The sequence below is a fragment of the Dyella solisilvae genome (assembly GCF_003351225.1).
Classification (GTDB): Bacteria; Pseudomonadota; Gammaproteobacteria; order Xanthomonadales; family Rhodanobacteraceae; genus Dyella; species Dyella solisilvae.
The window spans coordinates 896558-922491 of sequence record NZ_QQSY01000001.1 but is presented as its reverse complement, the minus strand read 5'-3'; the positions used below and the strand labels follow the sequence as shown (position 1 = coordinate 922491).

Below are 25934 nucleotides of genomic sequence, written 5' to 3'. Positions count from 1 at the left end.
CTAGCATGGCCCGACGCCATGCGTGGCTGACCCAGCCAGATTTCCTATCAGACCTGTCCATCGCTCTGATCCCTCGGGGTTAGGGCCGGCAATTGCGACGCTACAATAACCTCATGGATGCTTCACGCAGTGATGTGTTGATTCTTGGCGGCGGTGTCATCGGCCTGGCCTGCGCTTATTACCTGCGGAAATCCGGGGCTACCGTGCGCGTTCTGGAGCAGGGTACGCCGGGTTGCGGCAGTTCGCACGGCAATTGTGGAACGATCACGCCCAGCCACGCCGCCCCGCTCGCCATGCCCGGCATGCTCGGCGTCGCGTTGCGCTCGATGCTGCGCGCCGACGCGCCGCTTTACCTCAATCCACGCTTCGACGGTCCACGCCTGCGTTGGCTGCTGGGCTTTGCGCGCCACTGCAACTGGCGTGATTTCCAGCATGCCGCGCAGGCGCGCTCGGCCATCCTGCAACACTCGCGCCGGCTGCTGGAAGTGCTGGTGCACGACGAACACCTCGACTGTGAATTCGGTCACGAGGGCGAGTTGTATGTGTACCGCACACCGCGCGCGCTACAGGACGACGAGCGCCACCACGCGGAGCTGCTGGATCGCCTGGGCGTGGAGGTGCAGCGTTGGCGCAGCGACGAGGTGGAAGCACGCGAACCGGCGCTGAAGCCGGGCGTGGCCGGTGGCCTCTACCATCCGGGCGATGCCCGCCTGCGACCGGACCGGTTCGTCGCGGAACTGGCGCGCCGCGTCGTCGAGCTTGGCGGCGACATCGAGACGGGCGCGCGCATCGATCAGCTTGGCGTCAAGGACGGGCGCATCGACCACGTGCGAACGTCGCGTGGCGTGTTCAGCGGCGACCGCGTGGTGATGGCGCTGGGCGCGTGGTCGCCACTGCTGGGCAAGCAACTGGGGCTGCGCCTGCCGATGCAGCCGGGCAAAGGCTATTCGCTGACCTATACGCGCCCGCAGCTGGCGCCGCGTCATGCGCTGGTGTTGCGCGAGGCTTCGGTCTGCGTCACCACCTGGGCCAGTGGCTATCGTCTGGGCAGCACGATGGAGTTCTCCGGTTACGTCGAAGGACTTAACCGCACGCGCCTGGATGCGCTGCGCCGCGGCGCCGCCCAAGGCTTGCGCGAACCTGAGGGCGCGCAACTGCTGGAGGAATGGTGGGGATGGCGTCCGATGAGCATGGACGAGGTGCCGATCATCGGGCCAAGTTCGCGATGGTCCAACCTGATGCTCGCCACCGCGCACGGCATGCTCGGCGTGAGCATGTCGGCGGCGACCGGCGAGCTGGTCGCGTCGCTGATGCGTGGCGAGAACCCGGCGATCGACCCCGCTCCTTATGCACCGGCGCGCTTTGGCGTCTGACCTTGACGCCGCCTGATCGCCTGCTCGCTTAGGGTTGGGGTTTGAAAGGGAGAGGGGAATGGCTGAAACCTTTGACCTGATCGTGCTTGGCGGCGGTTCGGGCGGCCTCGCCACGGCCTTCCGCGCCGCGCGCCATGGCGCCCGCGTGGCCTTGCTGGAACCTGGCGCTCTTGGCGGCACCTGCGTGAACGTCGGCTGCGTGCCGAAGAAGGCGCTGTGGTATGCCGCGCAGCTCGCCCAGGGCCAGCGGCTGGCGCTCGATTACGGCTTTGCTTCGCAGCCCGGTCAGCTCGACTGGGAGCGCTTCCGTCAGCACCGCCAGGTCTATATCGATGGCATCCGTGAACGCTACGCAAGTCGATTGGCCGCCTCCGGCATCCAGGTCTACGCGGAAACCGGTCGCTTCGTCTCGCCGAATACCGTGGCCACTTCGTGCGGCGAAGAACTGCGCGCCACCCAGATCGTGATCGCGACCGGCGCGCGGCCGCGGCGCCTCGACGTGCCGGGCTTCGAGCTGGGCATGGTCTCCGACGACATATTCGCCCTGCATGCGTTGCCACGACGCATCGCCATTGTGGGTGGCGGTTACATCGCAGTGGAGTTCGCCGGCCTGCTGCGCGCGCTCGGCAGCGAGATCTCGTTGCACGTACGCAGCCGCCTGCTGGCCGATTTCGATGGAGAGTTGGTGGAAGCGCTGGAAGAGCATCTGCGCGCGCAGGGCGTCGTGATCACTCACGACGTGCAGGTTGGTGGGCTGCAGCGGGAGGGTGAGGGTCTGGTCCTCGACGATGCGGTCAACGGTCCGGGCAGTCCTTGTGACGCCTTGTTGTGGGCCGTCGGGCGCATTCCCGACACCGAGCGCCTCGACCTCGACGCTGCCGGCGTTCAAGTCGATGAGGAGGGGCACGTCGTCACCGATGCCTGGCAGAACACCAGCGTGACAGGTGTGTGCGCTGTCGGTGACGTCACCGGTCGCGAGGAACTCACCCCAGTGGCGGTTGCGGCCGGACGACGGCTGGCCGATCGCCTGTTCGGTGGCGAGCCTGATAGCCGTCTCGATTACGAGAACATTCCCAGCGTGGTGTTCGCCGAGCCGCCACTGGCGATGGTTGGCCTCACCGAGGCGCAGGCGCGGTCGCGTCACGGTGATGCGCTGCGCGTCTATCACAGCCGCTTTACGCCGTTGCAGTCGGCGGTGGTGAAGGCGGGGCCGCAGACCCTGGTGAAGCTGCTGTGCGTTGGCGCGGACGAGCGCGTGGTGGGCATCCATGTGTTAGGCGCTGGCGCGGAAGAAATGCTGCAAGGATTCGCCGTGGCGATGAAGATGGGGCTGCGCAAGCGCGACCTCGACGCGACGGTGGCGATCCATCCGAGCTCGGCGGAAGAACTCGTGCTCATGGGTTGAGGCGAGAAGTGAGTGAAGAGGAGTGAGTAGTGAGAGAAGGCAACACCTTCTTTTCTCTGACTTCTCACTCCTCTTCACTCACTCCTGCTTCTACCCCGTTAGACTCGCCCGATGACCTCGACCTACACGCTCCATCGCGGCGTCGCACCGCTGCTGATCAGCCTGCCGCACGACGGCAGCTACATTCCCGAGGCGATCGCCGCGCGCATGCGTCCGGCGGCGCGCAGATCGGTCGATACCGATTGGCATGTGGGGCGCCTGTACGAGCCGCTGGCCCGTGCGCTGGGCGCGAGCGTGCTGCGTCCAACGGCGTCGCGCTACGTGGTGGACCTCAATCGCCCGGCCGACGGTCGGGCGCTGTATCCGGGGCGCCGCGAAACCGGCCTGGTGTCGACCATCGGCTTCGACGGCGAACCGCTTTACCTCGATGGCGCCGAGCCGTCAGCGGAAGAAATTCAACAGCGGGTAAATGAATTCTGGCATCCGTACCACCAGGCGCTTTCGCAAGAACTTGACCGCCTGCGCGCCGAGCATGGCCGTGTGGTGCTGTGGGAGGGTCACTCGATTCGCAGCCGGGTGCCGATGCTGTTCGAGGGCCAGTTGCCCGACTTCAATCTTGGCACCGCCGAAGGCGCGAGCTGTTCGCAGGCGTTGCAGCAGGCGCTGCAAGGCGCGCTGGAAGCGCAGTCGTCATACAGTTTCGTGGTCAATGGCCGCTTCAAGGGCGGCTATATCACCCGTCACTACGGGCGGCCGGCAGACGGCGTCGAGGCCGTGCAGCTGGAGCTCGCGCAGCTCAATTACATGGACGAGGACAGCTTCGCGTACGACGAGGCAAAGGCGGCCAAGGCCCAGGAGCTGATTGGCCAGTTGCTGCAGCGCTGCGTGGCGTGAGCGCAAGAAACTTCGTGGCTTGTTAGGGAGTTGCAATGTCAAGGCGCACGCCGCGAACGTCGCGTGCGCATCGTTGACGCACGCTGTTCCGCGGCGTCTCGAAACATGCCAATGTGTAGTTGTCGCGCCACCCGTGGCTTGCCGGGTTCCGGCCGGGTCCGCGGCATCAGACGTCCGAGGTTCATCATCATGCGTAAGTTCGCGATCGCTTCCCTGCTTGTGGCGGGTGTCGCTCTTTCCGGTTCCGTGCTGGCTCAGGAAGCTGCCCCGCAGGCGGCCGCGCCCAAGCCGGCAGCGACGCAGCCGGCGAGTTCTTCTTCGCATCACCACCACAAGAACAAGTCGGAAAACAACGGCCAGCCCAAGCAGAAGGGCAGCAAGTCGGCCAAGCGCACGGCCAAGTCGACGCTGCCGCAGACCGAACCCAGCCATTGAGGCTTGATGGCCGGGCCCCGGCGTGAGTGTCGGGGCCTGGTTTCCGCAAGCGCGGGCGGGTTAGTCGCGCTTCCCGCTCCGCGTCACTTGTTACCCAGGTATGCCACGCACTTGAGTTCGATCGCGATCGGCGTCGGCAGGGCGGTGATGCCCAGCGTGGTGCGACAGGCATCCACGCCGGCGAAGTACTCGGCATAGAGCCGGTTGTAGGCGGGAAAATCGCGCGCCATGTCGGTGAGGAACACGGTCACGTCGACCAGATCCTCCCAGCGCGCGCCGCTGGCTTCCAGCACGGCGCGCACATTGGCGAACACCTGACGGCACTGCGCCTCGATGTCGTACGCAACCAGCGCGCCTTGTGCGTCATGGACGTTGCCGGGGATGGCATTGCTGCCCGGCATGCGCGGTCCTACACCCGACAGGAACAGCAAGTCACCCACGCGCCTGGCGTGCGGGTAAGCGCCCACCGGGGCGGGCGCCTGCTCGGTGCGGACCACGTCGCTCATCGGTTGAACTCGGGGATGGTGCCCAGTTGCTGCAGCGCGTGTTCGTAGGCGGGCTTGAGGTCGGTGCGCTGACTCACGTGCATGCCCAGATCGTTCACGTGGCCGTCGAACAGGCTGTAGCACCAGGCGTGCACCGACAGTTTCTGTCCGCGTTCCCAAGCGTCCATCACCATCGTGGTGTGGCACACGTTGACCACCTGCTCCATCGCGTTGAGCTCGCACAGTCGGGCGTTGCGCAGGTTCATCAGGTCGATCGATGACAGCAGGTGCGAGTGCTTCTGCGCCACGTCGGCCACATGGCGCAGCCAGTTGTCGACCAGGCCGAGGCGACGGTCGTCCAGCACCGCCTGCACGCCGCCGCAACCGTAGTGGCCGACCACGATGATGTGCTCGACCTTGAGCACGTCGACGGCGAACTGGATGGTGCTCAGGCAGTTGAGGTCCGTGTGCGACACCACGTTGGCGACATTGCGCTGGACGAAGATGTCACCCGGCGGCAGGTCGACGATCTGGGTCGCCGGCACGCGCGAATCGGAACAGCCGATCCACAGGTACTTCGGCGCTTGTTGCTGGGCGAGGCGTTCGAAGAAGCGCGGATCCTGCGCGCGCACCGCAGCGGACCAGGCGAGGTTGCTGTCGATGAGGTTCTGGAGGGGGCTTTTCACGGCGATCTTCTCAATAGCGAATGCAGATATTTTTCGGCTCGGTGAAGAAGCGCAGCGCTTCGGCGCCGCCTTCGCGGCCGACGCCGGATTGCTTCGTGCCGCCGAACGGCGTGCGCAGGTCGCGCAACAGCCAGCAGTTGGTCCACACGATGCCGAAATCCAGTTGCGCGGCGAAGCGGTGCGCACGGGAGAGGTCGCGCGTCCATACCGAGGCCGCGAGGCCGTAACCGGTGCCATTGGCGACGGCCAGCGCTTCGGCCTCGTCATCGAAGGGAATCAGCGTGACGACCGGGCCGAAAATTTCGTGCTGGTTGGTGGCCGCGTCGCTGGCCAGCCCTTCGATGACGGTTGGCGCGACAAACCAGCCATTCGCGCAGCGTCCCTGCATCTGCACGGCGTCGCCGCCACAGAGTACCTGGCCGCCTTCCGTGCGCGCGGTATCGATGCAGCCCATCACCTTGTCGAAATGTTCGCGCGAGACGAGCGCGCCCAGGTCGCTGCCCGTCTCACTCGGATCACCCACGCGCAACGCCTTCACACGTGCGAGATAGCGCTCGCGAAAGGCGTCGTAGATCGAACGCTGCACCAGCAGCCGGGATCCGCACAGGCAAATTTCGCCCTGGTTGGCGAAACCCGAGCGCACGATGGTGTCGAGGTTGGCGTCGTTGAGGTCGGCGTCCTCGAACACCACGGCGGGATTCTTGCCGCCCAGTTCCAGCGACAGCTTCTTGAACTGCGGCGCGGCGGCGCTGGCGATCTGCGCGCCGGTGCGCGTGCTGCCGGTGAAGGACACCGCTTTCACCGCCGGATGCTCGACGATGGACTGGCCCACGTCAGGGCCGCGGCCCTGCACGATGTTCAGTACGCCGGGCGGAAAACCCGCCTCGATGCTCAGCTCGCCCAGCAGGGCGGCGGTGCATGGCGTGATCTCCGACGGCTTGGCCACCACCGCGTTGCCGGCGGCCAGCGCCGGCGCGATCTTCCAGGTGAACAGGTAGAGCGGCAGGTTCCACGGGCTGATGCAGCCCACCACGCCCAGCGGCTGGCGCAGCGTGTAGTTGATGGCGCCAGTTTCCATCGCATGCGATTCGCTGCTCCACGGCACGATCGCGGCAGCGAAATAGCGCAGGTTGGAAACGGCGCGGGGAATGTCCAGCTGTCGGGCCTGCGCGAGCGGCTTGCCGCTGTCGCGCGATTCCAGCGCGACGAACTCGTCCATGCGCGCTTCGACCAGGTCGGCCAGGCGGTTGAGCAGGCGAGCGCGCTGTTCGGTGGGCGTGACGCTCCAGCCGGGCGCGGCGCGCTGTGCGGCAGCCACGGCGTCTGCGACGTCTTCGGAAGAGGAATCGGGACAGTGCGCGAACACCTGGCCAGTGGCGGGTTCGAACACGTCCAGCCAGCGATCGTGACGCGGCGCCTGCAGGCGGCCGTCGATCAGGTTGGCGAGGCGCGGGGTTGGCATCGGCGCAAGCTTAAGGCCTGGGGCGCTCAATTGCACCGGACGCGTGCGTATGCGCGAGGTGAAGCACTCCCTCGGAGAAGGGCGTCCTGTGCGCGAAGAGCCCACAGCGTGGAGGCTTGGCAGCCGAAGGTCGCGCGCAAAGCGCACCTACAGCTTCAAGAAGGCGATATCAGCTCAGCGAGCGCGTACGGCCGCCATCCACCGCGATGCTCACGCCGTTCACATAGGCCGCCGCGGGCGTGCACAGGAAGGCGACGACTGCGGCCACTTCCGCCGCTTCGCCGAAGCGACGCGCCGGCACGCTGGCCAGCATGCCCTGGGCAATCTCGTGCTCGGTAATCCCGGAGTTGCGCGATTGCGCGGCCAGCAGGCCGTCGAGGCGGGCAGTGCGGGTGTAGCCGGGCAGCACGTTGTTGACGGTGATACCGTCGGCGGCAAGCTCACTGGACAGCGTCTTGGCCCATGCCGCCACCGCGGCGCGCACGGTGTTGGACACGCCGAGCCCGGCGATCGGTTCCTTCACCGAGGTGGAGATGACGTTGACGATGCGCCCGTAACTGCTGGCGCGCATGCCCGGCAGCAGCGCCTGCACCAGCGTCTGACCGGCCAGCAGATGCTGGCGGAAGGCCGCTTCGAACGCGCCCAGCTCGGCGGCATGCGCGGGGCCACCCGGCGGGCCGCCGGTGTTGTTGATCAGGATCTCGATCGGATGATCGGCCACCATGTCGACCAGCGCCCGATGCAGGCCTTCCGTGTCGGCCATGTCGACGGCGAACCATCGATGCTGCTGGCCGGCGCGACGGGGCAGCGCCTCGGCCGCCGACTGCAACGAGGCGGCCGAGCGCGACAGGAGCGTCACGCTTGCGCCAAGTTCTGCCAGTTCGATCGCGCTGGCGTGGCCGATGCCTTGGGAGGCGCCGCAAACCAGTGCATGACGTCCGCTCAGGTCCAACAGCATGGCGTTTCCTCCGGGGTGGGGATCAGCGAGCGTTGAGTTGTACGCCCAGCGCGCCAAACCAGCATAGCCACGCCACCCACAGGCTGTAGCGCCAGGCGCGGCGCCAGCGCGTGATGGCGCCGTCTTCGAGCGCCGGTAGCACCGGCGATCGCAGCGCGAGCTGCAGGCGCATCCAGGTGCGCAGGGCATTGGTGGGCTGGCCGTCGGCCTCGGCGATGATCTGCCATTCGCGCGGATGATGGCGGCGCAGCAGCGAGGCCACCCGGTACTGCGAGGCAAAGTGCAGTACGAAGCAGGCGACGCCGGCGACGAGTAGGGTGAGATAGAGCTCGATCATGACGTGCAAGTGTGCCCGGTGTGGTCGTTGGCGGCGATCAGCCCTTGGCTGCGCCGGCTGCGGATGGCGTGGCGTCCTGGTTGCCGCCGTTCTTGGTGGCGTCGGGCTTGTTGTTCTCCCCGATGCCCGGCAACGGGATGGCGTCACGTAGCGTATTGAGCACACCGTCGCCTTGCGCCGGCTTGGCGCAGATGGCGTTGTCCACGGCGTCCTTGTAGGTCTTGTCCATATGGCCGACCCACACCGTGCCGTTCGGTCCGTGCGGCACCTTGAACGTGCCTGTGTTGGCCATCTTGACCGGCGCCTCCGCCGAGAAGGCGGCCGGCGACTGCTCCCAGTAGGTGTTGCCAGCCTGCTGCTTGGCCGAGCTGTACAGCACCAGGTAGCGGGCGCGCGGATCCTTCACCTCGACACTGCCGAAGGCGCCGGTGGTTTCGTCGGTCCAGCCCATGTGTTCGCACAGGCCGACGTCCTCGGAGCTGAGCGGCTGGAACGCCTCGTCAAGCACCACGATGGTGGGCGCAAACAGATAGCTGGCGCGCAGCCAGCGGCCGCTCAATTCGGACTTGAACGCGATGCGATAGGGAAACTTCACGTCGCGAGGCAGGGCGAAACTCAGGAAGTAGCTGCGCTCGCCATTGAGGCTGGCCACCATGCTGCCCGGGCCGAGCACGTACTTCTTCGGCTTCCATGGCAGCGGTGTCTGGTAGGAGAAGTCGGCGAAGGTGCTGCAGCAGGGCGTGGCCTGCTGCAGCGCCGCCTTGGCCTGGTCGAGGCCGCCATTGGGGTTTTCCGACGCACGCAGGTTGGGCGGCACCAGCGACTTCGCGCTGTGGCATCCACCGGCCAGGACGGCGGCGGCAACGAGGGCTGTGGCGACGATCGGGCGATAACGCATGGGGTAACCGTGGATCAGAATTCAGCCGTTCCCGCTGCACGCGGGTAGGGGATGGCGTCGCGGATGTTGGACAGGCCACACACGTACACCAGCAGGCGCTCGAAGCCGAGGCCGAAGCCTGCGTGCGGCACGGTGCCGTAGCGGCGCAGGTCGCGGTACCAGCCATAGGTGGCCGGATCGAGGCCGAACTGGACCATGCGGCGGTCGAGGTAGTCCAGGCGCTCCTCGCGCTGGCTGCCGCCGATGATCTCGCCGATGCCCGGGGCCAGCACGTCCATCGCGGCGACGGTCTTCTCGTCGTCGTTCAGGCGCATGTAGAAGGCCTTGATCTGTTCGGGGTAGTTCATCACCACGACCGGACGGCCGACGTGCTTCTCGGCGAGGTAGCGCTCGTGCTCGGTCTGCAGGTCGATGCCCCAGGCCACCGGGAACTCGAACTTCTGCCCCGACTTCTTGAGGATGTCGACCGCCTCGGTGTAGTCGATGCGTTCAAACGGCTGGGCGATAAAGGCTTCCAGACGGCTGATCGCATCCGGCTGCACGCGTTCGGCGAAGAACGCCATGTCGTCGCCGCGCTCCTCCAGCACCGCCTTGAAGATCGCCTTGAGGAAGCCCTCGGCGCAGTCGGCGTCGGCGTTGAGGTCGGCGAAGGCGATCTCCGGCTCCACCATCCAGAATTCGGCAAGGTGGCGCGCGGTGTTGGAGTTTTCGGCGCGGAAGGTCGGGCCGAAGGTGTACACCTTGCTCATCGCCAGGCAGTAGGCCTCGACGTTGAGCTGGCCGGACACGGTGAGGAAGGCTTCACGGCCGAAGAAATCCTTGCGGAAGTCGATCTTGCCGTCCGGCGTGCGCGGCAGGTTGGCCAGGTCCAGCGTGGACAGACGGAACATGTCGCCGGCGCCCTCGGCGTCGGAGGTGGTGATGATCGGCGTGTTGATCCAGAAGAAGCCCTGCTCGGTGAGCCAGCGGTGGATCGCCGTCATCATGGTGTGGCGCACGCGGGTCACGGCGCCGAACAGGTTGGTGCGCGGGCGCAGGTGCGCCACTTCGCGCAGGAACTCCATCGAGTGCTGCTTGGGCTGGATCGGATAGGTTTCCGGATCGTCGACGAAGCCTGTGACGGTCACCTCCGTCGCCTGGATCTCGAAGCTCTGGCCCTTGCCCTGCGAGGCGACCAGGGTGCCCGTGGCGATCACGCCAGCGCCGGCGGTGAGGTGCTTCACCTCGCTCTCGTAGTTGGACACGTCACCGGTGACCACCACCTGGATCGGATCAAAGCAGGAGCCGTCGCTGACATTCACGAAGGACAGGCCGGCTTTCGAGTCGCGCCGGGTGCGAACCCAGCCGCGCACGGTCACGGTGCTGCCGGCTTCGATGCTGCCGGAGAGAGCCTGCTTGACACTAACCACCGCCATGGATTGAAACTCCTGCTGGGCGCCGCATATCGGGCGCATAAGACGAATCTGGCATCATAATGGCGACTCGTTCAGGTCGCGACCCTTCGCGACCGATTTCCGACCATCGCAATACCCGGTAGTTGCACACCACCCATGACCATCACCATCACCCCCGCCGCCAGTGAGCGCATGCGCACCTTCCTTGCCGGAGCCCCCGGCGCCGCGGGTGTGCGGTTTGGCGTGAAGAAAACCGGCTGCTCCGGTTTCGGCTACGTGGTGGACCTGGCCCAAACTGTGGGCGAGGGCGACGAGACGCTGAACGTCGACGGCGTTCCCTTGATCGTGGATGGCAAGAGCCTGCCGCTCATCGATGGCACCGTGATCGACTTTCAGCGCCAGGGCCTGAACGCCAGCTTCGTGTTCCACAACCCGAACGCCACCGGCGAGTGCGGTTGTGGGGAGAGCTTTACGGTCGGCTGAGCCCGTCTGGCGCGCGACACGATTTGCGTTCGTCATCCTCGCGAACCCCGAAAAGGGGGCGAGGACGGGAATCCAGGGCCTTTGGAGGGCTGGCGGCAGTGTTGAGAGACGCTGGATCCCCGCTTTCGCGGGGATGACGGTCATGAGAGGGCGTAAGGCCGAGTGGCCCTGCACTCTGATCCGCTTGCCCCAAACCCCTGAAATCCCTTACACTTCCGCTTCTGTCCGCGCCCCAAGGGTTCGGATGGAACCTTGCCTCACCGCATAGGGCGGGAGGCTGCCAGGCCCCAAAAAGGCCGCATCCACAAGGAGTTACCCACAGATGTCCCTGCGACATTACGAAGTCGTGTTCCTGGTCCACCCTGACCAGAGCGAGCAGGTCCCGGCCATGATCGAGCGCTACAAGGCGCTGATCGAAACCGACGGCGGCAAGATCCACCGCCTGGAAGACTGGGGCCGCCGCCAGCTGGCTTACCCGATCGTGAACCTGGCCAAGGCTCACTACGTCATGCTCAACATCGAAGTCAGCCAGAACGCGCTGAACGAGCTGGAGTCGGGCTTCCGCTTCAACGACGCCGTGCTGCGTCACCTGGTCATCAAACGTGACGAGGCCGACACCGAGCAGTCCTTCATCCTGAAGTCCAAGGAAAAGGATGACGCCAAGTCCTCGCGCCGCCGCGATGACGACAGCGAGGGTGATGAGCGCCCGGCCCGTCGTGACCGCGACGACCGTGACAACGATCGCGACAGCGACGACTGATAAGGAGCACAGACATGTCCAAGTTCTTCCGCCGCCGCAAGTTCTGCCGCTTCACTGCTGAGAAGGTGAAGGAGATCGACTACAAGGATCTCAACACCCTTCGCCAGTACGTCACCGAGAACGGCAAGATCGTTCCGTCGCGCATCACCGGCACCAAGGCCCGCTACCAGCGTCAGCTGGCGACCGCCATCAAGCGCGCCCGCTTCCTGGCCCTGCTGCCGTACACCGACAACCACGACGTTTAAGTCGTGCTTTAGCTTCCTCTCCCCTCCGGGGAGAGGACTGAGGTGAGGGGTGGGTGCTCGCGAAAGAGCATCGGCAAGCGAGCTTCGATTCAAGGCGTTTGCAAGATTGACCCCTCATCCCGCCCTTCTCCCCCAAGGGGAGAAGGAGTGGAAAACCAACTTCGGACAACCGTCCACGGCTGCGTCGGGCCACACCGGCGCTAACGAAAAGGAACCACCATGGAACTGATTCTTCTCGAGAAAGTCCGCAACCTCGGCAACCTGGGCGACAAGGTCAAGGTGAAGCCGGGTTACGGCCGTAACTACCTCCTGCCGCAGGGCAAGGCCGTGCCGGTCAACGCCGCCAACCTCGAAGCCTTCGAGAAGCGCCGCGCCGAGTACGAAGCCAAGGCTGCCTCGCAGCTGTCCGGCGCCGAAGGCCGCAAGGCCAAGCTGGAAGGCGCTTCGGTGACCATCACCGTGAACGCCAGCCCGGAAGGCAAGCTGTACGGCTCGGTCGGTCCGCGCGAAATCGCCGAGGCCCTGGAGGCCGCTGGCCACGACGTGCACAAGAACGAAGTGATCCAGGGCGAAGGCCCGATCCGCCACACCGGCGAGTTCGAGGTCGTGGTCGCTCTGCACGCCGACGTGCAGACCCAGGTCAAGGTGATCGTGGTCGGCGAAAAGTAAGCCGCCCCATCGCTTGCGATACCCAGACGGGCGCCTCCGGGCGCCCGTTTGCTTTTTGGGGCGACGCCCGGCGTTGTCCACCGTTTTATCCACAGCTAACCACAGCTTTTCCACAGGGTTATTGTCTCGTCGCCCGAGATGGCGCCGCGTATGCTCTGTGCCCAACGTCACGTCACCGGCAACGATCCGGCCCGCTGCGAGGAATCGCGATGTCCTTTGTTCCCGATCCTTCCGACCGCACCGAGCGCTCCGAACGCCGCGGGCGGGGTGGGCGCTCCGAGCGCAAGCCTGCGCCCGGCCTCGATGCGCTGCGCGTGCCGCCGCACTCGATCGACGCCGAGCAGGCGGTGCTGGGCGGCCTGATGCTGTCCCCGGATTCGCTGGACAAGGTGGCTGACCGCCTGGGCGAACACGACTTCTATCGTCGCGACCACCGCCTGATCTGGCGCGCCATCACCGAACTGGCCGCCAAGGGCATGCCCTGTGACGCGGTGACCCTCGGCGACTGGTTCGAGGCCAACGGGCTGGCCGAGATGGTGGGCGGCGCCGCCTACCTGATCGAGCTGGCGAACACCACGCCCAGTGCGGCGAACATCGCCGCCTACGCGGAGATCGTCCGCGAGAAGTCCGTGCTGCGCATGCTCATTGATGCCGGTACCGGCATCACCGAAGACGGTTACCTGCCGGAAGGCAAATCCGTGCAGGAGGTGCTCGAGCGCGCCGAGCAGGCGGTGTTCAAGATCGCCGAGTCGGGCGCGCGCGGGAAAAAGGACACCGTGTCGATGCGCGAGGCGGTCAAGGACGCCTTCCGCATCCTGTCCGAGCGCTTCGAAAACAAGGGCCAGCTCACCGGCGTCTCCACCGGCTTTTCCGATCTGGACGAGCTCACCTCGGGCCTGCAGCCGTCCGACCTGATCATCGTCGCGGCGCGCCCCTCGATGGGCAAGACCGCGTTCTCGGTGAACATGGCCGAAGCCGTCGCGATGCGTGGCAAGAAGGCGGTGGCGATCTTCTCGATGGAAATGTCGGCCTCACAGCTGGCCTTCCGTATGATTTCGTCGGTGGGCCGCATCCATGCGCAGCACCTGCGCAACGGCGACCTGGCCGAGGAGGACTGGCCGCGCGTCACCAACGCCATCGCGTTGTTGTCCGAGGCGAAGATCTTCATCGATGACACTCCGGGCCTGTCTCCGGTGGAAATGCGCTCGCGCGCCCGCCGCCTGCATCGGGAGCACGGTGGCCTCGGCCTCATCGTGATCGACTACCTGCAGCTGATGCAGGTGCCGGGCATGAAGGAAAACCGTGCGACCGAGATTTCGGAAATCTCGCGCTCGCTGAAGGGCCTGGCCAAGGAACTCAACTGCCCGGTGATCGCGCTCTCGCAGTTGAACCGCTCGCTGGAACAGCGCGCCGACAAGCGTCCGATGATGTCCGACCTGCGCGAATCGGGCGCTATCGAGCAGGACGCGGACGTGATCATGTTCATTTACCGCGACGAGTACTACAACAAGGAATCGCCCGATAAGGGCCTTGCTGAAATCATCATCGGCAAGCAGCGTAACGGCCCGACCGACACGGTGAAGCTGACCTTCCTGGGTCATTACACGAAGTTCGAGAACTACGCGCCCGATTCCTTCGTCGGCGCGTTCGAATAGCGCCCGCTGCTTCCTTTAGTCGCCGTTCCGGTTTGGTAACGGCGGCTGTACCGTGGGCGGCCTATGCGCCACCTGCACGCGAAACAGGGGCGGGGTTCACATCCCGCGGCGCACCCTCGAAGCTGGACTTTCGCACGAGTTGCGGCGTGTGCCTTGGGTCCCGTTGCCGCTGATCGTGCTGCTGGTGCTGGCGTCATTCGAGGGCGCTGCCATGAATCGCACGATGATTTCCGCCTTGCTGGTCCTTGCCTGCCTGCTCCTAGCCGGCTGCGGCCACCCACGCCCGATTGAGGACAGCGAAAGCTGCGGCAAGCAGATGACCGATCTGCAGAATGCCGTGGAGTCCGGGGCCATGACCAAGAAGGAATTCGATCATGCCCACAAGGCCCTCATGAAGCGTTGCCTGGCCCATGGGGAGAGCTGAGCCGTCGGCGCTTGCCTCGGGAATGCCATGACCTGGTCCGCCCAGTGCCGCCCCGGGCAACTAGCCTGAGCGCGGATGGCCGGTCCGGGCCTTGGCAGTACTGCTAAGCTTGCCAGCCAGTCCGCAGCGGGCCGGCTCTGCCGTCCTCCCTCTTCCCGCCATCGGCCGCGCGTGCGGTCTCCATCAGGCATGAGCCGCACCACCGTCGCCACCATCCATCTGGGCGCGCTGCGCCACAACCTTGCCCGCATCAGGCAGCTGGCCGCGCCCGCCAAAGTGATGGCGGTGGTCAAGGCCGATGCCTACGGGCATGGGCTGGAGCGCGTGGCCCGGGCGCTGGATGGCGATGCTGATGCGTTTGCGGTGGCTGCGCTGGGTGACGGCCTGCGTCTGCGCGCGGCGGGTCACCGCCAGCGCATCGTGGTGCTGTCGGGCCCCGATCGCGCCAGCGACATCGCCGAGATGCAGCGCCTCAACCTCGATGCGGCGATTCATCACGAAGAGCAGTTGCAGTGGCTGCGCGAAGCCTCGCCCGCGCGTGGCTTGTTGCGCGTGTGGCTGAAGGTCGACAGCGGCATGCACCGCCTGGGTTTTGCTCCGGAGGCGGTGGCGTTCGTCCACGCGCAGTTGGCCGCGATGCCGGGCATCGACCCGGAGATCGGCCTGCTCACGCACTTCTCCGAGTCGGAGGTGTTCGACGGCCTGCGTACGCCCGCGCAGATCGCCCGCTTCGCCGAGGCGACGCAGGGCCTGCGTGGGCCGCGCTCGCTGTCCAACTCGGCCGCGGTGCTGGGGTGGGTGGACGCGCGCGCAGACTGGGTGCGTACCGGCGGCCTGCTGTATGGCCTGTCCGTCGTCGATGGCAAGACCGGAGCCGATTTTGGATTCCGGCCCGCAATGACGCTCAGCACCCGCCTGATCGCCATCAATCGCATCGGCAAGGGCGAACCCATCGGTTACAACGGCGCCTGGACCTGCCCGGAGGACATGCCCGTAGGTGTGGCCGCGGTCGGCTATGGCGATGGCTACCCGCGCAGCGCGGTGGCCGGCACCCCGGTGCTGGTGGGCGACAAACACGTGCCGCTGATCGGCCGCGTATCGATGGACCTGATTACCCTGGACTTGCGCAGCGCGCCGGAGGCCAGGGTCGGCGACCGCGTCACCCTGTGGGGACCGGAACTGCCGGTCGAATGGATTGCCGCCAACGCCGGCACGATCTCCTACGACCTCACCTGCGGCATGACCCGTCGCGTGCTGTTCGTCGAAGACGAAAGCTGAGGGCGTCTCGCCGTCTGCGATGCCCGCCCGCTAAGCTCGCCGTATTGCCCCTCGTGTTGCAGGAACCACCATGGCAAAAGCCAAGACCGCCTACGTCTGCTCCGACTGCGGGGCCGAGCATTCCAAATGGCAAGGCCAGTGCGTGGAATGCGGTGTCTGGAACTCGCTCAGCGAATTCGTGGTGCAGCCGGCGGTGAAATCCGCCGGCGCGGCGCGCAGCACATCAGGCTACGCGGGCGCCGCCTCGGGTTCGCCGAAGGTCACTCCGCTGACTGCGGTGGCGCTGAACGCCGAAACGCGCACGCTTACGGGCATCGGTGAGCTCGACCGCGTGCTCGGTGGCGGCCTGGTCGATGGCTCGGTGGTGTTGATCGGCGGCGACCCGGGCATCGGCAAATCCACCCTGCTGCTGCAGATGCTCGGCACGCTGGGAACACAGATGGCCAGCGTGTACGTCACTGGCGAGGAATCGCTGGCCCAGGTCGCCGCGCGCGCCCAGCGCCTGGATCTGCCGCTGGCGCCGCTGCATGCGCTGGCCGAAACCTGCATCGAACGCATCATCGAACAGGCGCTGGCCAGCCGCCCACGCGTGTTGGTGATCGACTCGATCCAGACCATCTGGACCGAACTGCTCACGGCGGCGCCGGGCTCGGTGAGCCAGGTGCGCGAATCGGCGGCCAAGCTCACCCGCTTCGCCAAGGAAACCGGCACTTCGGTGTTCCTCGTCGGCCACGTGACCAAGGAGGGCGGCATCGCCGGTCCTCGCGTGCTGGAGCACATGGTCGACGCGGTGCTGTATTTCGAAGGCGAATCGGGCAGCCGCTTCCGTGTGCTGCGTGCGTTCAAGAACCGCTTCGGCGCGGTCAACGAGCTGGGCGTGTTCGCCATGTCGGAAAAGGGTCTGCGCGAGGTGCCCAACCCCTCGGCGATCTTCCTCTCGGCACACAGCGGCCCGACCTCGGGCAGCGCGGTGATGGTCACCCGCGAAGGCACCCGACCCTTGCTGGTGGAAGTGCAGGCGCTGGTGGATCAGTCATCGCTGGGCAATCCGCGCCGCGTGGCGCTGGGACTGGAGCAGAACCGCCTGGCCATGCTGCTGGCGGTGCTGCATCGTCATGGCGGCGTGGCCGCGTACGACCAGGACGTGTTCGTCAACGTGGTGGGCGGCATCCGCGTGCAGGAAACGGCGGCGGACCTGCCCGTGCTGCTGTCGGTGCTGTCCTCGCTGCGTGATCGCCCGTTGCCTGAAAAGACCATCGCCTTTGGTGAGGTGGGACTGTCGGGCGAGATCCGCCCCGTGCCCAACGGCGAGGAGCGCTTGAAAGAGGCCGCGCACCACGGCTTCCAGAAGGCCATCGTGCCGAAGGCCAATGCGCCGAAGAAGGGCAAGGTGGGCGAGATGGAAGTGGTGGCGGTAGAGCGCCTGTCGCAGGCGATCGACGCCTGCCGCTAGACGCTTTTCCCTCTCCCCTTGGGGAGAGGGCAGGGTGAGGGGCGGGGGCTCGCCTTAGCCTTCCAATCAGCGCGCATTGAACCCGCGATATCGCAAGGGTGTCCCCTCACCACCGTGAAGGTGGGAACGCCCCAACCCTCCCCCGGCGGGGGAGAAGGAGCAAAGCGACTCACGTCGGCGGCAATGCCGCAAAGTCCGGATGCTTCTCCGCATGCTGCGAGAACGCCACCAGTCGCGGATACGCCCTGGCGTCGACCACATCCGCCGCGACCAACTGGGTAAAGCCCCACGCCACCGCGATCGACACGTCCGCCTGGGTCGGGGCATTGCCGAACAGCCAGCCGTCGACGCCCTGCAGCTCACGCTCCAGCAGGTCGCAGGCCGCGTGCAGTTGCCCCGTCACGCGCTGCAGCCAGCCGGCATCGCGCTTGTCGGCATCGCGCTTGTGCTCGTAGACGATCTGCACGCTCTTCTCGCTGGCGGCGAGCGCAATACCGGTCAGCCGCAGCGCACGCAGCCGTTGTGCACGTTCGGCCGGCATCAGCGACTTGCCGCTGACCGTCTCGGCCCAGTCGATGATCAGGCCTGATTCGGTCAGCCAGCTGCCGTCTTCCAGCACCAGCGTTGGCGCTTTCACCAGCGGGTTGAGCTGCTGGAACTGGTCGAAGTTGCGGAATACCGACCAGGAACGGTGCTGGAACGGGACGCCCAGCAGACGCAGCGAGATCGCCGCACGCCGGACATAGGGGGAGTCGAGCATGCCAATCAGTTCCACCAACAACCTCCGTCAGGAATGGAAGACTACGGTCTTGTTGCCATTGAGCAGCACGCGGTCGTCGAGAAACAGCCGCAAGGTGCGGGCCAGTACGCGGCGCTCGATGTCGCGGCCGATGCGGATCAGGTCGTCCGGCGTGTCGGCGTGCGTGACGCGCTCGATATCCTGTTCGATGATCGGGCCTTCGTCGAGATCGGCGGTAACGAAATGCGCGGTGGCGCCGATGAGCTTGACTCCGCGCCGGTGTGCCTGATGGTACGGCCGCGCGCCTTTGAAGCCGGGCAGGAAGGAATGGTGGATGTTGATGCAGCGGCCCGCCAGGCGCGTGGACAGTTCGTTCGACAGCACCTGCATGTAGCGCGCGAGCACCACCAGATCGGTATTGGTCTGCTCGATCAGCGACCACAGCGCCGATTCCTGTGTCGCCTTGGTGGCCGCGTCGACCGGCAGGTGGTGGAACGGGATCGCGTCGAAGTCCAGGTGCCGGAATGTTTCGCGTGGATGGTTGGCGACCACGCCCACGATGTCCATCGGCAATTCGCCGAGGCGCCAGCGATAGAGGATGTCGGCCAGGCAGTGGTCGAACTTCGACACCAGCAGCAGCACGCGGCGGCGCCGACTGCGGTCGCGCAAGGTCCACTGCATGCGGAGTTGTCGCGCGAAAGGAGCGAAATCCGCATCGAGGTCGGCCAGCTCGCGCGATGCATTTTCGAATACCAGGCGCATGAAGAAGCGCCCGGTTTCCTGGTCGCCGAACTGCTGCGCCTCCACGATATTGCCGCCCTGGTCCGCCAGATGATTCGATACCGCCGCCACGATGCCCGCACGATCGGGGCAGGACAGGGTCAGCACGAACTGGCGGGCGGCGCTCATGGCGTACGGTGCAGGATGAGTTCGAGCACCAGCTTGGTGCCGAAGAAGGCGAGCAGAAGCACGCCCATGCCGATCAGCGTGAGGTTGACCGCGCTGCGTCCACGCCAGCCGTAGCGCCAGCGGCCGTAGAGCAAGGCGCCGAACACCAGCCAGGCGATGATCGACAGCACCGTCTTGTGGATCAGGTGCTGGCCGAACAGGTTGTCGACGAACAGGATGCCGGTGAGCAGGGTGAGCGTGAGCAGCAGAAAGCCGGCGCCGATCAGTCGGAACAGCAGCGTTTCCGTGAGTGTCAGCGGTGGCAGCGCGCGCATCCATGCGCCGAACTGGCGATGGCGCAGCGCGCGCTCCTGGACCGCGAGCAGGATGGCCAGCGCCGCGGCGATCGACAGCACGCTGAAGGCCAGCAGCGCCACCGTGACGTGCAACTTGATCTGCCACTCCAGCGGTTCGGGCGAGGTAGCGGGCGCCCAGAACGCGTCGGCGGCGAGCAACAGCGCCGAGAGCGGGAAGACGATGACGCCGAGCGCCGCCACGGGCCGCGTCAGGTTCACCAGCAAGGTCAGCGCCGACACCACGCATGCGACCAGCGACAGCGCAGCGAAGAAGTGCAGGTCCAGGGCGCCGCGATGCAGGCTGAGCAGGATCGTCCCGTGCGTCAGCACGGCAATGGCGCCGACGGCGAGCGCGACGCGCCGCAGGACGGTGACGGAGTGGTTGCGCACGAAGAGCGGCCACGACAGCAGTCCTGCCGCAAGCAGGTAGTCGAAGATGGCGATCAGTGCGGCGACGGTAAGCATGGCGGGGAAGTGTGGCACAGGGTTGGCGGGGCGTGAACGGCGCAGGGCGGCACTTGCGATATTTAGAAAGTTGTCTAAATATCTAGCTATTCCATGGTCAGGTCCGTCGTGCACCGTGAAGCAGCAGGCCATCTTTCGAGCCCTCGCCGACCCGACCCGCCGAGCCATCCTCAAGCGGCTGCAGGGCGGGGCGCTGAGCGCCGGCGACATCGGCGCGGCGTTCGACATCACGCCGGCCTCGCTGTCGCACCACTTCGCCGTGCTCAAGCAGGCGGACCTGGTGCGCACCGAGCGCCGCGGCCAATACATCGTCTATTCGCTCAACAGCACGCTGATGGAAGACATCGCGCGCATGGTGCTTGACCTGTTTCCCCCTCATTCCCCCAAGGGAGGCAAGCGATGAAGCTCTCGCACAGTTTGCTGGTGTCGCTGGCGTTCGTCGTCGTCGCATTGGCGGCGGTGGCCTGGCTGTATCCCTCATTGCCGCAGCAGGTGCCGATCCACTGGAACATGCAGGGCGTTCCGGACGGCTATCGCCCGCGGCCCTGGGGCGCGGCGATGCCGGTTCTGGTGATGGCGGGCTTTGCCCTGCTGTTGTGGCTGTTGCCGAGGATCTCGCCGCGTGGCTTTGAGCTGTCGACGTTTGCATCGGTATACGCGCTGCTGATGCTCGCCGTGCAGGCGGCGCTGCTGGTCATCCTGCTGGCCGGGCTCCTGGTGAGTGCGGGCTACGCCGTGCCGATGTGGAAGGTGATGTCGCTGTCGCTGGGGGCGCTGCTGATGGTGCTGGGCAACTTCATGGGCAAGCTGCGCAAGAATTTCTTCATCGGCATCCGCACGCCCTGGACCTTGGCGAGTGATGCCGTATGGGAGCGCACCCATCGGGTCGGCGGCTGGATATTCGTCGCCACGGGCGCATTGGTGATGTTGGCGGCGTCCCTGGGTGGCCCGCGCTGGTTGACCTTCGCACTGATCCTGCTGATGGCTGGGTCATGCGTGCTGTATTCGCTGCTGGCCTACCGGCGCATCGAGCATCGCTAGGCTCCATGACATGAGGGAGTGGGCGCAATGTCGGGCTTGAGGAAACTGTGGTTCATCGTCGGCCTGTTGGCGGCAAGCGCTGCGCAGGCGACGCCGGAGGTCTGTGCGCAACGCGCGGCCGAGATTCTGCAGGCCCTGCAGAAGGGTGACTTCGCGTTGGTTGCGACGCATTTCAATGCGCGCATGAAGGACGCTTTGGACGCATCGCGGCTGGAGAAGGTCTGGACCCAGGCGCTGCCTCAACAGTTCGGCGCGTTCGATCATGCCGCTGATACCAAGGTCAGTCTGTTGGGTGATGGCGCGCTGGCTGAAACGCCTCTGCATTTCGCCAACCAGTGGCTGGTCATGCGGGTGGGTTGCGATGCGCAGGGGCAGGTGGATGGCCTGCGCTTCGCACCGGGCGCTGCTCCCGCGGGCGCGGAGGCGATGGGGCCGGGCGAGCGCTCGCTGGCGGTGCCCACGCCGTGGGGGCCGTTGCCCGGCGTGCTGACGCTGCCGTCCGGGCAGGGGCCCTTTGCGGCGGTGGTGCTGGTAGCCGGGTCGGGACCCAATGACCGGGATGAAACCGTAGGGGCCAACAAACCGTTTCGCGATATCGCACAAGGGCTCGCCGCGGCAGGCATCGCAAGCCTGCGCTATGACAAGCGCAGCCGCGTGTATGGCCCGCGCATGGCGCAACAAGCGGATGCCGCAACCATCGACAACGAAGTGACCGACGACGCTCTGGCCGCGGTGAAGCTGCTGTCCGTCCAGCCGGGCGTCGACCCGCATCGGGTGTTCGTGCTGGGCCACAGTCTGGGCGCGTATATGGCGCCGCGCATTGGCCAGCGCGAGCCGCAACTGGCGGGGCTGGTCTTGCTGGCGGCTTCGGCGCGCCCATTGCTGGACGTGATCGCCCAGCAGACCCGCGAGCAAGGCAAATTGCAGGGTCTCAGCGACGAGCAGATCCAGCAGAAGGAGCAGTCCATTGCCGCGGAGCAGCGGTGGCTGGCCACGGCCGATCCGTCGCGGCCGCCGCCGGGTTCGTTCGGCAATGCGCCGCAAGGCTACTGGCTGAGCTTGCGCGAATACGACGCTGTCGCGGTGGCCGGGGCGCTGTCCATGCCCATGCTGATCCTGCAGGGCGGCAGCGATTTCCAGGTATCGCCCACGCAGGACTATGGTCGCTGGCAAACGGGGCTGGCCGGCCGATCACTGGTGAGCTTCCACCAGTACGAGGGCTTGAACCATCTGTTCATGCCTGCCGGCAAGACAGGCACGCCGGCCGACTATCAGACGCCCTCTCGCGTCGACGGCAGGGTGATCCAGGACATCGCCAAGTGGATCAAGGCCCAGCCTGCCGCCCATTGATCCGGAAGGTGGCGGGATGGCTGTCCCCGGCCTCTGCTATATTTACCCGCTTGTCCCTGGACTCCTGTCTGCCATGTTCGAATCCCTCAGCCAACGCCTCTCCGCCACCGTCAACCGCCTGCGCGGCCGCGGTCGCCTGACCGAGGAGAACATCCGCGAATCGCTGCGTGAGGTGCGCATCGCCCTGCTCGAGGCCGACGTGGCCCTGCCGGTGGTGCAGGCGCTGGTCGAGCGCGTGAAGGTGCGCGCGGTGGGCCAGGAAGTGCTCAAGAGCCTCTCGCCGGGCCAGGCTCTGGTGAAGGTGGTCAGCGACGAGCTGACCGCGCTGATGGGCACTGCCAATACTGAGCTCAACCTTGCGCAGCAACCGCCGGCCGTGGTGCTGATGGCCGGCCTGCAGGGCGCGGGCAAGACGACCACGGTGGCGAAGCTCGCCCGCTTCCTCACCGAACGCAAGAAGAAGAAGGTGATGGTGGTGAGCTGCGACGTGTACCGTCCGGCCGCCATCGAGCAGCTGCGCACGCTGGCCGAGCAGGTTGGCGTGAAGTTCTTCCCGTCCGAAGCGGGCCAGAATCCGGTCGACATCGCCAAGAACGCCATCGCCGCCGCCCGTCGCGAAGTGGTCGACGTGCTGCTGGTCGATACCGCCGGTCGTCTGCACGTGGACGAGGCGATGATGGCGGAGATCAAGGCGCTGCACGCCGCGATCACCCCGATCGAAACCCTGTTCGTGGTCGACTCCATGACCGGCCAGGACGCGGCCAACACCGCCAAGGCATTCGCCGAAGCGCTGCCGCTCACCGGTGTGGTGCTGACCAAGACCGACGGTGATGCGCGCGGTGGCGCCGCGCTGTCGGTGCGTTATGTCACTGGCCGCCCGATCAAGTTCCTCGGCGCCGGCGAGAAGACCGATGCGCTGGAGCCGTTCCATCCGGACCGCGTGGCTCAGCGCATCCTCGGCATGGGCGACGTTTTGTCGCTGGTCGAGGAAGTGGAGCGCAAGGTCGATCAGGAGAAGGCGCAGAAGCTCGCCGAGAAGGTCATCAAGGGCAAGCGCTTCGATCTCAACGACATGCGCGACCAGCTCGAGCAGATGAGCAACATGGGCGGCCTGGCCGGCCTGATGGACAAGCTGCCGGGCGTGTCGAGCCTGCCTGACAACGTGAAATCCAAGGTCAACGATGGCGAGATCAAGCGCATGGTCGCGATCATCCAGTCGATGACCAAGAAGGAACGCCGTCACCCGGACCTGCTGAACGGCTCGCGTCGTGCCCGCGTGGCGCGTGGGTCAGGCACCCAGCCGGCCGACGTGAACCGTCTGCTCAAGCAGTACATGCAGATGGAGAAGATGATGTCCAAGCTGTCCAAGGGCGGCACCAAGGGCCTGCTGCGACAGATGCGCGGCGCCATGAAGGGCATGGGCGGCATGGGTGGTGGATTGCCGCCGATGCGCTGAGGCTGAACGGTCCGGTTGGTTTTTCCGGCCGGATTTGCCTGTCGGCTCTTCCTTTTTCCCCAAAATTCATTAAAATGCTGCGTTTACCGCGCACGGCCTCGTGCGTGCTGCCGGCATCCGGCAACTCTGGAGCTTTTACTTATGGTCAAGATTCGTCTTTCGCGCGGCGGCGCCAAGGGCCGTCCGTTCTACCACATCGTTGTCACCGATCAGCGCAACAAGCGCGACGGTCGCAGCATCGAGAACGTGGGTTTCTACAATCCGGTTGCTTCGGGCAAGGACAAGCGCCTTGAGCTGAACGTCGCCCGCGTGCAGGAGTGGGTTGGCAAGGGCGCCCAGCTGACCGATAAGGTCGCCGCCCTGGTCAAGGAAGCCGGCAAGCAGCAGGCTGCCTGAGCATGACGGCAGCCGGTCGACGCGTCCTGGTGGGACGCATCGTCGGGCTGTACGGCGTGCAGGGCTCGGTCAAGATCGAATCCTGGACCGAACCCCGCACGCGGATCTTCACCTACCAACCCTGGCTGCTCACATCGGCGCCGGGTGTGGAGATGGAGGTCGCGGGAGTGAAGGGTCGTCCGCAGGGTAAAGGGCTGATCGCCCAGTTGCCTGGAGTGGATGACCGCGACGCTGCGGCGGCGCTGGTGGGGCAGGACATTTATGTCGCCCGCGAGCTGCTGCCGCCTCCCGGCAAGGATGAGTATTACTGGGTCGACCTCGAGGGTCTGGAGGTCGTCACCACGGAAGGCGTGGTGCTGGGGCGGGTCAGTCATCTGTTCGCGACCGGCGCCAACGACGTCGTGGTGGTGAAGGACGGTACGCGCGAGCGGCTGATTCCTTTCATCCAGGGTTCGTATGTGCGTTCGGTGGATTTGTCCGGCGGGCGCATGGTGGTGGACTGGGATCCTGAATTCTGAGCGCGCCTGTGCGCGGCCACATGGGTTGAGGATCATGCGCATCGATGTCGTCACGCTGTTTCCCGACTTCATGCGCCAGTGTGCTGCAGTGGGGGTCGTGGGACGTGCGCAGCAGCGTGAGCTGCTGCAGGTGGAAACCTGGAACCCGCGCGACTACGCCACCGACAATTACCGCACCGTGGACGGCCGCACTTGTGGCGGCGGACCCGGAATGGTGATGCTGATCCAGCCTTTGCGCGATGCCCTCAAGGCGATGCGCGAGGCGGCGCCGGAACCGGTGCATGTGATTTACCTCAGCCCGCAAGGTGCGCGGCTGACGCAAGGCAGGGTGGAAGCGCTGGCGAAGCTGCCGCGCATCGCTCTGCTCTGTGGGCGTTACGAAGGTGTGGACGAGCGTCTGCTGGCGCACGAGGTCGACGAGGAGCTCTCCATCGGCGATTATGTGCTGTCCGGCGGTGAGCTTGGCGCCGCGGTTATCATTGATGCCGTGGGCCGCTTGCAGGACGGTGCGTTGAACGACGCGCAGTCGGCGCAGCAGGATTCGTTCTCGGACGGACTGCTGGATTGCCCGCACTATGCAAAACCGGTGCATGACGCACTGGGCGACGTGCCGGATGTACTGCTTTCCGGTGACCACGCGGCGATCCGCCGCTGGCGCCTGAAGCAATCGCTGGGACGGACCTGGTTGCGACGTCCCGACCTTTTGGCGCAGCGCGCGCTGGATGCAGAATCCCGTGCGCTGTTGGATGAATTCCGCCGCGAGCATGCTCAGCAGACGCGGCACGACGATACGGCCCACTAAGGGCTCAGAAATTAGACAGGTGTTGCCATGAACAAGATCATCGAACAGTTCGAAGCCGAGCAGATCACCCGCCAGCTGCCGGAGTTCGGCCCTGGTGACACCGTGGTGGTCAACGTGAAGGTGAAGGAAGGTAACCGCGAGCGCGTCCAGGCGTTCGAGGGTGTCGTCATCGCCAAGCGTAGCCGCGGCCTGCATTCGGCCTTCACCGTGCGCAAGATTTCGCACGGCACCGGCGTGGAGCGCGTGTTCCAGGCTCATAGCCCGGCCATCGACTCGGTCGAAGTGAAGCGCAAGGGCAAGGTGCGTGGCGCCAAGCTGTACTACCTGCGCAACCTGGAAGGCAAGGCTGCTCGCATCAAGGAAGACGTCGCCGCCGTCTCGGCCGCCAAGGCCGCGAAGAAGGCTGCCGCTGCGGAGTAATCCCGGCGTCTTGCCGATACACCAAAAACCCCGCGGAGCGATCCGCGGGGTTTTTGTTTGCGATTACGAAGTAGATAGGTGTGGGTGGGCTCGCCTCGGGGCTGTCTATGGATTGCCGCAGGCTCGCTCAAGGCGAAACACGGGAATTACCACGGTCTCCCTATCCGTCATCCCAGCGCAGGCTGGGATCCAGTGACTTTGGCTTTTGG

30 protein-coding genes are annotated in these 25934 nt (G+C 65.9%); 20 read left to right on the top strand and 10 right to left on the bottom strand.

The annotated features are described in order from the left end of the window. Positions 1–113: 113 nt before the first annotated feature. From DVT68_RS04065 to DVT68_RS04050, 4 genes are all read left to right on the top strand, one after another. A complete protein-coding gene (locus DVT68_RS04065; protein ID WP_114823741.1) occupies positions 114–1373 on the top strand; it encodes an NAD(P)/FAD-dependent oxidoreductase in 1260 nt (419 codons plus the stop codon). 58 nt (positions 1374–1431) lie between these two features. After that, positions 1432–2778: a glutathione-disulfide reductase gene (gene gorA, locus DVT68_RS04060; RefSeq protein ID WP_114823740.1), complete on the top strand. Its 1347-nt coding sequence runs from the start codon at positions 1432–1434 to the stop codon at positions 2776–2778. A gap of 111 nt (positions 2779–2889) precedes the next feature. After that, positions 2890–3672 (top strand): N-formylglutamate deformylase, encoded by a 783-nt coding sequence (hutG, locus tag DVT68_RS04055; protein ID WP_114823739.1) that lies wholly within the window; start codon positions 2890–2892, stop codon positions 3670–3672. Positions 3673–3861: 189 nt separating this feature from the next. After that, a complete protein-coding gene (locus DVT68_RS04050; protein ID WP_114823738.1) occupies positions 3862–4107 on the top strand; it encodes a signal peptidase in 246 nt (81 codons plus the stop codon). Positions 4108–4190: 83 nt separating this feature from the next. Here the strand turns inward: DVT68_RS04050 and DVT68_RS04045 are convergent, their stop codons facing one another. From DVT68_RS04045 to asnS, 7 genes are all read right to left on the bottom strand, one after another. Next, positions 4191–4613 carry a RidA family protein gene (locus DVT68_RS04045; RefSeq protein ID WP_114823737.1) on the bottom strand — a complete coding sequence of 141 codons (423 nt, stop codon included), beginning with the start codon at positions 4611–4613 and terminating at the stop codon, positions 4191–4193. Beyond that, on the bottom strand, positions 4610–5278 hold the full coding sequence (can, locus tag DVT68_RS04040; protein ID WP_114823736.1) for a carbonate dehydratase: 669 nt from the start codon (positions 5276–5278) through the stop codon (positions 4610–4612). Before can ends, DVT68_RS04045 begins: the two co-directional genes overlap by 4 nt. Before the next feature lie 10 nt (positions 5279–5288). Then, positions 5289–6740 (bottom strand): aldehyde dehydrogenase, encoded by a 1452-nt coding sequence (locus DVT68_RS04035; protein ID WP_114823735.1) that lies wholly within the window; start codon positions 6738–6740, stop codon positions 5289–5291. Between the two features lie 169 nt (positions 6741–6909). After that, positions 6910–7698: an SDR family oxidoreductase gene (locus DVT68_RS04030; protein WP_114823734.1), complete on the bottom strand. Its 789-nt coding sequence runs from the start codon at positions 7696–7698 to the stop codon at positions 6910–6912. Positions 7699–7720: 22 nt separating this feature from the next. Then, complete coding sequence (locus DVT68_RS04025; protein WP_114823733.1) at positions 7721–8035, bottom strand: hypothetical protein; 315 nt, start codon at positions 8033–8035, stop codon at positions 7721–7723. Positions 8036–8072: 37 nt separating this feature from the next. Continuing rightward, positions 8073–8933: a MalM family protein gene (locus tag DVT68_RS04020; RefSeq protein WP_114823732.1), complete on the bottom strand. Its 861-nt coding sequence runs from the start codon at positions 8931–8933 to the stop codon at positions 8073–8075. Between the two features lie 14 nt (positions 8934–8947). Beyond that, positions 8948–10348 (bottom strand): asparagine--tRNA ligase, encoded by a 1401-nt coding sequence (asnS, locus tag DVT68_RS04015; protein ID WP_114823731.1) that lies wholly within the window; start codon positions 10346–10348, stop codon positions 8948–8950. Positions 10349–10483: 135 nt separating this feature from the next. Between asnS and DVT68_RS04010 the strand changes: the two genes are divergently transcribed. The 8 genes from DVT68_RS04010 to radA all read left to right on the top strand — a co-directional run bounded on the left by DVT68_RS04010 (position 10484) and on the right by radA (position 17294). After that, entirely contained in the window at positions 10484–10810 is a 327-nt protein-coding gene (locus DVT68_RS04010; RefSeq protein WP_114823730.1) for a HesB/IscA family protein, read from the top strand. Positions 10811–11132: 322 nt separating this feature from the next. Further along, positions 11133–11570, top strand: coding sequence for a 30S ribosomal protein S6 (rpsF, locus tag DVT68_RS04005; protein ID WP_114823729.1), 438 nt, complete (start codon positions 11133–11135; stop codon positions 11568–11570). A gap of 14 nt (positions 11571–11584) precedes the next feature. Beyond that, positions 11585–11815: a 30S ribosomal protein S18 gene (gene rpsR, locus DVT68_RS04000; RefSeq protein ID WP_017462785.1), complete on the top strand. Its 231-nt coding sequence runs from the start codon at positions 11585–11587 to the stop codon at positions 11813–11815. Between the two features lie 219 nt (positions 11816–12034). Next, a complete protein-coding gene (rplI, locus tag DVT68_RS03995; protein ID WP_114823728.1) occupies positions 12035–12484 on the top strand; it encodes a 50S ribosomal protein L9 in 450 nt (149 codons plus the stop codon). A 209-nt stretch (positions 12485–12693) separates the two neighbouring features. Continuing rightward, on the top strand, positions 12694–14139 hold the full coding sequence (locus tag DVT68_RS03990) for a replicative DNA helicase (RefSeq protein ID WP_114823727.1): 1446 nt from the start codon (positions 12694–12696) through the stop codon (positions 14137–14139). Between the two features lie 163 nt (positions 14140–14302). Then, positions 14303–14563: a hypothetical protein gene (locus tag DVT68_RS03985; protein ID WP_114823726.1), complete on the top strand. Its 261-nt coding sequence runs from the start codon at positions 14303–14305 to the stop codon at positions 14561–14563. Between the two features lie 189 nt (positions 14564–14752). After that, positions 14753–15841: an alanine racemase gene (gene alr / locus DVT68_RS03980; RefSeq protein WP_114823725.1), complete on the top strand. Its 1089-nt coding sequence runs from the start codon at positions 14753–14755 to the stop codon at positions 15839–15841. A 70-nt stretch (positions 15842–15911) separates the two neighbouring features. Then, positions 15912–17294 carry a DNA repair protein RadA gene (gene radA / locus DVT68_RS03975; protein WP_114823724.1) on the top strand — a complete coding sequence of 461 codons (1383 nt, stop codon included), beginning with the start codon at positions 15912–15914 and terminating at the stop codon, positions 17292–17294. A 169-nt stretch (positions 17295–17463) separates the two neighbouring features. Here the strand turns inward: radA and DVT68_RS03970 are convergent, their stop codons facing one another. The 3 genes from DVT68_RS03970 to DVT68_RS03960 are packed head-to-tail and all read right to left on the bottom strand — an operon-like array spanning position 17464 to position 19742. Beyond that, complete coding sequence (locus DVT68_RS03970) at positions 17464–18054, bottom strand: glutathione S-transferase family protein (RefSeq protein WP_233523332.1); 591 nt, start codon at positions 18052–18054, stop codon at positions 17464–17466. A gap of 27 nt (positions 18055–18081) precedes the next feature. Further along, a complete protein-coding gene (purU, locus tag DVT68_RS03965) occupies positions 18082–18942 on the bottom strand; it encodes a formyltetrahydrofolate deformylase (RefSeq protein ID WP_114823723.1) in 861 nt (286 codons plus the stop codon). Beyond that, on the bottom strand, positions 18939–19742 hold the full coding sequence (locus DVT68_RS03960; RefSeq protein ID WP_114823722.1) for a cytochrome C assembly family protein: 804 nt from the start codon (positions 19740–19742) through the stop codon (positions 18939–18941). Before DVT68_RS03960 ends, purU begins: the two co-directional genes overlap by 4 nt. Before the next feature lie 115 nt (positions 19743–19857). On the opposite strand from DVT68_RS03960, the gene DVT68_RS03955 reads away from it, so the two are divergent. The 8 genes from DVT68_RS03955 to rplS all read left to right on the top strand — a co-directional run bounded on the left by DVT68_RS03955 (position 19858) and on the right by rplS (position 25725). After that, positions 19858–20145: an autorepressor SdpR family transcription factor gene (locus DVT68_RS03955; protein ID WP_114823721.1), complete on the top strand. Its 288-nt coding sequence runs from the start codon at positions 19858–19860 to the stop codon at positions 20143–20145. Then, positions 20142–20783 (top strand): SdpI family protein, encoded by a 642-nt coding sequence (locus DVT68_RS03950; RefSeq protein ID WP_114823720.1) that lies wholly within the window; start codon positions 20142–20144, stop codon positions 20781–20783. Before DVT68_RS03955 ends, DVT68_RS03950 begins: the two co-directional genes overlap by 4 nt. Before the next feature lie 27 nt (positions 20784–20810). Next, positions 20811–22133, top strand: a complete 1323-nt coding sequence (locus tag DVT68_RS03945) for an alpha/beta hydrolase (RefSeq protein WP_114823719.1) — start codon at positions 20811–20813, stop codon at positions 22131–22133. A gap of 73 nt (positions 22134–22206) precedes the next feature. Continuing rightward, positions 22207–23589: a signal recognition particle protein gene (gene ffh, locus DVT68_RS03940; protein WP_114823718.1), complete on the top strand. Its 1383-nt coding sequence runs from the start codon at positions 22207–22209 to the stop codon at positions 23587–23589. A 141-nt stretch (positions 23590–23730) separates the two neighbouring features. Continuing rightward, positions 23731–23985, top strand: coding sequence for a 30S ribosomal protein S16 (gene rpsP / locus DVT68_RS03935; protein ID WP_109125566.1), 255 nt, complete (start codon positions 23731–23733; stop codon positions 23983–23985). Positions 23986–23987: 2 nt separating this feature from the next. Continuing rightward, the gene (gene rimM / locus DVT68_RS03930) at positions 23988–24503 is read left to right on the top strand and encodes a ribosome maturation factor RimM (RefSeq protein WP_114823717.1); all 516 of its coding nucleotides are present in this window, start codon (positions 23988–23990) and stop codon (positions 24501–24503) included. A 34-nt stretch (positions 24504–24537) separates the two neighbouring features. Beyond that, positions 24538–25305, top strand: a complete 768-nt coding sequence (gene trmD, locus DVT68_RS03925) for a tRNA (guanosine(37)-N1)-methyltransferase TrmD (protein ID WP_114823716.1) — start codon at positions 24538–24540, stop codon at positions 25303–25305. A 27-nt stretch (positions 25306–25332) separates the two neighbouring features. Then, the gene (gene rplS, locus DVT68_RS03920) at positions 25333–25725 is read left to right on the top strand and encodes a 50S ribosomal protein L19 (RefSeq protein ID WP_038616079.1); all 393 of its coding nucleotides are present in this window, start codon (positions 25333–25335) and stop codon (positions 25723–25725) included. Positions 25726–25934: the final 209 nt, after the last annotated feature.

Excerpts from the sequence above, each read along its gene's own strand:
- DVT68_RS04065 (WP_114823741.1), top strand. The coding sequence starts at position 114 with ATGGATGCTTCACGCAGTGATGTGTTGATTCTTGGCGGCGGTGTCATC.
- gorA (WP_114823740.1), top strand. The coding sequence starts at position 1,432 with ATGGCTGAAACCTTTGACCTGATCGTGCTTGGCGGCGGTTCGGGCGGC.
- hutG (WP_114823739.1), top strand. The coding sequence starts at position 2,890 with ATGACCTCGACCTACACGCTCCATCGCGGCGTCGCACCGCTGCTGATC.
- DVT68_RS04050 (WP_114823738.1), top strand. The coding sequence starts at position 3,862 with ATGCGTAAGTTCGCGATCGCTTCCCTGCTTGTGGCGGGTGTCGCTCTT.
- DVT68_RS04045 (WP_114823737.1), bottom strand. The coding sequence starts at position 4,613 with ATGAGCGACGTGGTCCGCACCGAGCAGGCGCCCGCCCCGGTGGGCGCT.
- DVT68_RS04035 (WP_114823735.1), bottom strand. The coding sequence starts at position 6,740 with ATGCCAACCCCGCGCCTCGCCAACCTGATCGACGGCCGCCTGCAGGCG.
- DVT68_RS04030 (WP_114823734.1), bottom strand. The coding sequence starts at position 7,698 with ATGCTGTTGGACCTGAGCGGACGTCATGCACTGGTTTGCGGCGCCTCC.
- DVT68_RS04025 (WP_114823733.1), bottom strand. The coding sequence starts at position 8,035 with ATGATCGAGCTCTATCTCACCCTACTCGTCGCCGGCGTCGCCTGCTTC.
- DVT68_RS04020 (WP_114823732.1), bottom strand. The coding sequence starts at position 8,933 with ATGCGTTATCGCCCGATCGTCGCCACAGCCCTCGTTGCCGCCGCCGTC.
- asnS (WP_114823731.1), bottom strand. The coding sequence starts at position 10,348 with ATGGCGGTGGTTAGTGTCAAGCAGGCTCTCTCCGGCAGCATCGAAGCC.
- DVT68_RS04010 (WP_114823730.1), top strand. The coding sequence starts at position 10,484 with ATGACCATCACCATCACCCCCGCCGCCAGTGAGCGCATGCGCACCTTC.
- rpsF (WP_114823729.1), top strand. The coding sequence starts at position 11,133 with ATGTCCCTGCGACATTACGAAGTCGTGTTCCTGGTCCACCCTGACCAG.
- rpsR (WP_017462785.1), top strand. The coding sequence starts at position 11,585 with ATGTCCAAGTTCTTCCGCCGCCGCAAGTTCTGCCGCTTCACTGCTGAG.
- rplI (WP_114823728.1), top strand. The coding sequence starts at position 12,035 with ATGGAACTGATTCTTCTCGAGAAAGTCCGCAACCTCGGCAACCTGGGC.
- DVT68_RS03990 (WP_114823727.1), top strand. The coding sequence starts at position 12,694 with ATGTCCTTTGTTCCCGATCCTTCCGACCGCACCGAGCGCTCCGAACGC.
- alr (WP_114823725.1), top strand. The coding sequence starts at position 14,753 with ATGAGCCGCACCACCGTCGCCACCATCCATCTGGGCGCGCTGCGCCAC.
- radA (WP_114823724.1), top strand. The coding sequence starts at position 15,912 with ATGGCAAAAGCCAAGACCGCCTACGTCTGCTCCGACTGCGGGGCCGAG.
- DVT68_RS03970 (WP_233523332.1), bottom strand. The coding sequence starts at position 18,054 with ATGCTCGACTCCCCCTATGTCCGGCGTGCGGCGATCTCGCTGCGTCTG.
- purU (WP_114823723.1), bottom strand. The coding sequence starts at position 18,942 with ATGAGCGCCGCCCGCCAGTTCGTGCTGACCCTGTCCTGCCCCGATCGT.
- DVT68_RS03960 (WP_114823722.1), bottom strand. The coding sequence starts at position 19,742 with ATGCTTACCGTCGCCGCACTGATCGCCATCTTCGACTACCTGCTTGCG.
- DVT68_RS03950 (WP_114823720.1), top strand. The coding sequence starts at position 20,142 with ATGAAGCTCTCGCACAGTTTGCTGGTGTCGCTGGCGTTCGTCGTCGTC.
- DVT68_RS03945 (WP_114823719.1), top strand. The coding sequence starts at position 20,811 with ATGTCGGGCTTGAGGAAACTGTGGTTCATCGTCGGCCTGTTGGCGGCA.
- ffh (WP_114823718.1), top strand. The coding sequence starts at position 22,207 with ATGTTCGAATCCCTCAGCCAACGCCTCTCCGCCACCGTCAACCGCCTG.
- rpsP (WP_109125566.1), top strand. The coding sequence starts at position 23,731 with ATGGTCAAGATTCGTCTTTCGCGCGGCGGCGCCAAGGGCCGTCCGTTC.
- rimM (WP_114823717.1), top strand. The coding sequence starts at position 23,988 with ATGACGGCAGCCGGTCGACGCGTCCTGGTGGGACGCATCGTCGGGCTG.
- trmD (WP_114823716.1), top strand. The coding sequence starts at position 24,538 with ATGCGCATCGATGTCGTCACGCTGTTTCCCGACTTCATGCGCCAGTGT.
- rplS (WP_038616079.1), top strand. The coding sequence starts at position 25,333 with ATGAACAAGATCATCGAACAGTTCGAAGCCGAGCAGATCACCCGCCAG.